The sequence below is a fragment of the uncultured Flavonifractor sp. genome (assembly GCF_944383115.1).
Taxonomy (GTDB): domain Bacteria; phylum Bacillota; class Clostridia; order Oscillospirales; family Oscillospiraceae; genus Flavonifractor.
In genome coordinates, this window is record NZ_CALWOJ010000115.1 from 1 (window position 1) to 5691 (window position 5691).

Annotated in this window: 5 protein-coding genes; 4 read left to right on the forward strand and 1 reads right to left on the reverse strand. The window is 61.2% G+C overall.

The window, feature by feature from the left end; genetic code table 11:
• Positions 1-513 precede the first annotated feature (513 nt).
• The 4 genes from Q0K43_RS10075 to Q0K43_RS10090 all read left to right on the forward strand — a co-directional run bounded on the left by Q0K43_RS10075 (position 514) and on the right by Q0K43_RS10090 (position 4659).
• On the forward strand, positions 514-1224 hold the full coding sequence (locus Q0K43_RS10075; protein ID WP_297290404.1) for a response regulator transcription factor: 711 nt from the start codon (positions 514-516) through the stop codon (positions 1222-1224).
• A 46-nt stretch (positions 1225-1270) separates the two neighbouring features.
• On the forward strand, positions 1271-2566 hold the full coding sequence (locus Q0K43_RS10080) for a sensor histidine kinase (protein WP_297290405.1): 1296 nt from the start codon (positions 1271-1273) through the stop codon (positions 2564-2566).
• An 88-nt stretch (positions 2567-2654) separates the two neighbouring features.
• Complete coding sequence (locus Q0K43_RS10085) at positions 2655-3536, forward strand: PepSY domain-containing protein (protein ID WP_297290406.1); 882 nt, start codon at positions 2655-2657, stop codon at positions 3534-3536.
• A 43-nt stretch (positions 3537-3579) separates the two neighbouring features.
• On the forward strand, positions 3580-4659 hold the full coding sequence (locus Q0K43_RS10090) for a PepSY domain-containing protein (RefSeq protein WP_297290407.1): 1080 nt from the start codon (positions 3580-3582) through the stop codon (positions 4657-4659).
• Positions 4660-4714: 55 nt separating this feature from the next.
• On the opposite strand, the gene ychF is transcribed toward Q0K43_RS10090, so the two are convergent.
• Positions 4715-5691, reverse strand: a 977-nt coding sequence (ychF, locus tag Q0K43_RS10095) for a redox-regulated ATPase YchF (protein WP_297290408.1), incomplete at its 5' end; no start/stop codon positions are given.

Here is a 5691-nt window from a genome sequence, read left to right on the forward strand (position 1 = left end):
TTGATGCCGGGGGCAATTCACTTGTCCCCGGCAGATCAGATCAAAGGGTCCCCAGCGGGGCCATTGGCCCCGTTGGGACTGGCCGCCAAGGAGCGTTGGGAGCATCTGACCCGTCTGGTGGAACTGTACAAGTAATCGATTCCTGCAAGGAGCCCGGGCTTTATGCCCGGGCTCCGCTTTTACGTCGGCCTCTTCGTGGGGCCCCGCCTTAGGCGGGGCGGCGCTGTGCGCCGTCCAAGCGTTTTGGGCCAGAGCCCAAAACCTTGATGCCGGGGGCAATTCACTTGTCCCCGGCAGATCAGATCAAAGGGTCCCCAGCGGGGCCATTGGCCCCGTTGGGCCACCTTCCGCCGTTGACAAGAACTGGGGGAATACGCTATAATGACCACAATGCCTGGAAGCCCACTGGGGCGGAACTCACGCAGGAGAACAAATCAGGTGACCGTCCGGCGGCAGCCGGACGGTTTTTCATTTTTCAGCCCTTGACAGAGGGCAAAACAAGGAGGGACATCCATGCGTATTCTGGTGGTGGAAGACGAGCAGGACATGAATCTGCTCATTCAAAAGGTCCTGAAACGGTCCGGTTACAGTGTGGACGGCTGCTTTGACGGTCAGGAAGCGGAGGACTATCTGGCAGGTACGGAATATGACGTGATCCTGCTGGACGTGATGCTGCCCAAGCGGGATGGCTACCAGCTGGTGGCCGACCTGCGCAGCAAAGGGGTGGACACGCCGGTGCTGTTCCTCACCGCCCGGGACAGTATTGCCGACCGGGTCAAGGGTCTGGACCTGGGGGCGGACGATTATCTGGTCAAGCCCTTTGACTTTGACGAACTGCTGGCCCGCATCCGGGTCCTCTCCCGGAAACGGGTGGGCCATAAGAGCAATCAGTTTACCGTGGCCGATCTGACCCTGGACGTGGAGCGGCGGCAGGTATACCGGGCCGGTCAGGAGATCCATCTGCTGCCCAAGGAGTTCTCTATTCTGGAGTGCCTGATACGGGGCAAGGGGAACGTGCTGTCCAGGCGGCAGATCGAGGACAGCATCTGGAACTACGACGACACCCCCAGTTCCAACAACGTGGACGTATACATCAGCAAACTGCGGAAAAAGATCGATGGGGACAGCCCCGTGAAGCTGCTGCACACCATCCGGGGCGTAGGCTGGGTCCTGCGGGAGGACAGAGCTGCCGCCTTGGCCGGACAAGACGGGAAAGAGGTGTAGGGTTATTTCTATCAAAATCAAAATCGCCGTCTGGTACCTGCTGTTTATGACCACGATGGCCGGGCTGACGCTGGTATCGCTGCTGCTGGCCAGCGACTCGGTGGTGCGCAACTCCGCAATGGACCAGCTGTCCCAGACGGTGCGCAGCAATCTGCTGGCGGTGGACATTCAGGACGGCTCCCTCCAAGTGGGAGAGGAATTTACCTATTATCAAAGCGGAGTATACACCCTCATCTACAGCCAGGAGGAAGCTCTGCTGGCCGGGCAGGTACCGGTCTCCTTCACCGCCTCCGAGCCCTTTCAAAACGGGGTCACCCGGCTGGTAACCACGGATCAGGACAACTACTATGTGCTGGATCTGTGGTATGCCAAGGACTGGGATACCGGCGTATGGGTCCGTGGCCTGATGGAGGCGCCCCAGCGGGATCAGACCATCCAGAACCTGCTTTCACTGGCCGCTATCGTCCTTCCCGGTTTCATCCTGCTCTCCGCCCTGGGCGGCTATTGGATCGTCAAACGGGCTTTTCGCCCCCTGGAGGAGATCACCGCCACCGCCCAGGCCATCAGCGAGGGGGCCGATCTGGCCGCCCGCATTGAAAAGCGGCGGGGCAGCAAGGAATTTGCCCGGCTCACCGACGCTTTCAACCAGATGTTTGAGCGGCTGGAGCGTTCCTTTGAAGCGGAGAAGCGATTTACCGCCGACGCCTCCCATGAGCTGCGCACCCCGGTCTCCATCATCAAGGGCGCCTGCGAGTACGCCGAAAAATTTGACGAGTCGCCGGAGGAGCGGGCTGAGACCATCGCCATGATCCATCGGCAGGCCCTGCGGATGTCGGGACTCATTACCCAGCTGCTGAGCATGACCCGGCTGGATCAGGGTACCGAGGGCGCTTCTCTGGCGGAAACGGACCTGTCCACGCTGGTAAGGACGGTGTGCCGCGAACAGACCTACCCCCAGGAGGACCTCATTGTGGATGTGGAGGAGGGGCTGACGGTACAGGGCAGCGCCCCACTGCTCACCCAGCTGCTGCAAAATCTCATTGACAACGGCTTTAAATATGGCCGGGAGAAGGGACAGGTATGGGTATCCGCCCATCGGCAGGGGGATGAGATCCAGCTCTGTGTCCGGGACAACGGCATCGGCATTCCCAAAGACCAGCAGGACAAGATCTGGCAGCGATTCTACCAGGTGGACCCCTCCCGCCCCCATGCCAGCGGGGCCGGATTGGGTCTGTCTATGGTGCAAAAGATCGCCCAGGCCCACGGCGGCTACATGACGGTGGACAGCGTACCCGATTTGGGCAGTCAGTTCACCCTCCACCTGCCCGCAAAAAATATCTAAAAAAAATCTGAATATGAAATGCAAATTTCATGTTGCTTTCATGATCGGGTGTTAGACTTAGGCCATCGAAAGGAAAGGAGAATGTCCGATGAAACGAATCCCGCTGATCTGCACCTCCGCTCTGCTGGCGCTGGCGCTGGCAGGCTGCGGCGGCGCTCATACCGCCGGTCAGGCCGAATACATCGGGCTGGACGCGGCCAAAGCGGTGGCTTTGGAGGACGCCGGAGTCCAGGAGGCCTCCGCCCAGTTTTCCACCGCCGGCCTGGATAAGCGCAACGGCGTCGACTACTATGATGTGGAGTTTACCGCCAACGGCCAGGAGTACGAATACGACATCGACGCTGTGACCGGACTGATCATTGAACACAGCGTGGACGGCCAAAACGTGGAGGCCGCGCAGACGCCCGCCAGCGCGTCCCCCAGCCCGGCAGCAGCCAGCCCCTCCGCCACTCCCCCCACCACCCAGATCCCCACCCAAAGTCCCGCCCCCTCTCAGGCCCAGACCATCGGGCAGGGTACCGCCATCACCGCCGAGCAGGCCAAAGAGAAGGCTCTGGCCCACGCGGGACTGTCCAGCAGCCAGGTCACCTTCGTCCAGGCCAAGCTGGACTGGGACGACGGCCGGCAGGTCTATGATGTGGAATTCTATACCGCCGACTATAAGGAATACGACTACGAGATCGATGCCTCCACCGGCGCGGTGGTAAAGTACGATTACGACGCCGAGTACGCCATCCCCCAGCAGCCCTCCGGCAGCCAGAGTATCACCGCCGACCAGGCCAAGGAGAAAGCCCTCTCCCAGGTGCCCGGCGCAACTGCCAGCGACATCTACGATTTTGAGGCCGACTACGACGACGGCCGCATCCAGTATGAAGGCAAGATCATTTATAACGGCATGAAATACGAGTTTGAGATCGACGGCTACTCCGGTTCCATCCGGGAGTGGGAGTCTGAGTCCGTAGGCCGCTGATCTCACACCACACCTTTGAAATAAACGAAAGGGATGAATTGAAATGACTGTCAACAAGAAAACCATCGCCCAGCGTCTGGGCATCCTGGCCCTGAGCGCCACCCTTATGACCGGCCTGTTTACCCTGGGCGCCAGCGCAGCCGGCGCTACGCCGGTCACCGCCCAGCTCTCTCCCCAGCTTACCATTACCGTGGATGGCGTAAACCGCGACTTCTACACCGTCGCCGGCGTGGAAGCTCATCCCATCTCCTACAACGGCACCACCTACCTGCCCATCCGCGCCATCGGCGAACTGATGGGTAAGAACGTCAACTGGGATCAGACCACCTACACCGTCACCATCGGCGGGGCTCGTACCACCGCCGCTACCGTGGGCACCCCCGATACCGCCGCAACCTCCAAAAACATTGCCGCAGAACTGCGCTCTGACTTCACCATCATTGTGGACGGCGCTACCCGCACCTTCCGGGACGCCAACGGCAAGGTGGTCTACCCTCTGCTCTACCAGGGTTCCACCTATCTGCCCATTCGCGCCATTGGCCAGCTGATGGGTAAAAACGTGGGCTGGAACGGCTCCACCAACACCATCACCCTGTCCAGTGACAGCCTGGTGACCGACGCCGACAGCTTTAACCCCGGTCAGACCACCAACCCCGGCCAGACCACCAACCCCGGCGCTTCCATCACCGCCGAGCAGGCCAAGGCCAAGGCCCTGGCTCACGCGGGACTGTCCAGCAGCAAGGTCACCTTCATCCAGTGCAAGCTGGACTGGGACGACGGCCGGCAGGTCTATGACGTGGAGTTCTACACCGCCGACTACAAGGAGTATGATTATGAGATCGACGCCTCCACCGGCGCGGTTCTCAGCTTCGACTACGACGCCGACCACTACACGCCTCCCCAGACCGGCACCCTGATCGGTGTGGAGAAGGCCAAGAGCATCGCCCTGGCCAAGGTGCCCGGCGCCGCCGCCGCCAACGTCCGCAAGGCCCATCTGGACTATGACGACGGCCGGGCCCAGTACGAGGTGGAGATCATCTACAACACGATGGAGTACGACTTCGAGATCGACGCCTCCACCGGCGCCATCCTCTCCTGGGACTCCGATTCCATCTACGACTAAGCATGAGAAAAGCCCGCTGCATATTGCAGCGGGCTTTTTTACGTTGCGGAAAAACTCACACGTTGAACCGGAACAGAACGATATCCCCGTCCCTCATGACGTATTCCTTGCCCTCGGAGCGGACCAAACCCTTTTCCTTGGCGGCGTTCATGGAGCCGCAGGCCATCAGGTCGGTGAAGTTGACCACCTCGGCCCGGATGAAGCCCCGCTCAAAGTCGGTATGGATCTTGCCGGCGGCCTGGGGCGCCTTGGTGCCCTTCTTGATGGTCCAGGCCCGGCACTCGTCCTCGCCGGAGGTGAGGAAGGAGATCAGGCCCAGCAGGGCATAGCTGGCCTTGATGAGCCGGTCCAGGCCGGACTCGGCGATGCCCAGGTCGTCCAGGAACATCTTCTTCTCGTCGGCGTCCAGTTCGGCGATCTCGGCCTCCAGCTTGGCGCACACGGGGATCACCTGAGCCCCCTCCTTGGCGGCCAGATCCTCCACGATCTTGTAGTAAGCGTTGCTGTGGCAGTCGGCAAAGCCGTCCTCGTCCAGGTTGGCGGCGTAGATGATGGGCTTGAGGGAGAGCAGCTCGGCGGTGGCGATGATGGCGGCGTCATCCTCGTCGCACTCGAAGGAGCGGGCGGAGTTGCCGTCGTTGAGCCATCCCTTCAGGGCGGTAAACACCTCCACCTCCCGCAGGTACTTCTTGTCGCCCTTGGCGGCCTTCTGGGCCTTGTCGATGCGGCGCTCCACCATCTCCACGTCGGCCATGATCAGCTCGATGTCAATGACGCCGATGTCCCCGGCGGGGTCCACCGGCACATTGGTGCTGGTGTCGGCCACCACGTGCATGATGTTCTCGTCGTCAAAGCAGCGCACCACATGGACGATGGCGTCGCACTCCCGGATATTGGCCAAAAACTTGTTGCCCAGGCCCTGGCCCTGGCTGGCCCCCTTGACCAGGCCGGCGATGTCCACGAACTCCACCACGGCGGGGGTGGTCTTTTTGGGGTGGTACATCTCGGTCAGCGCGTCCAGCCGCTGGTCGG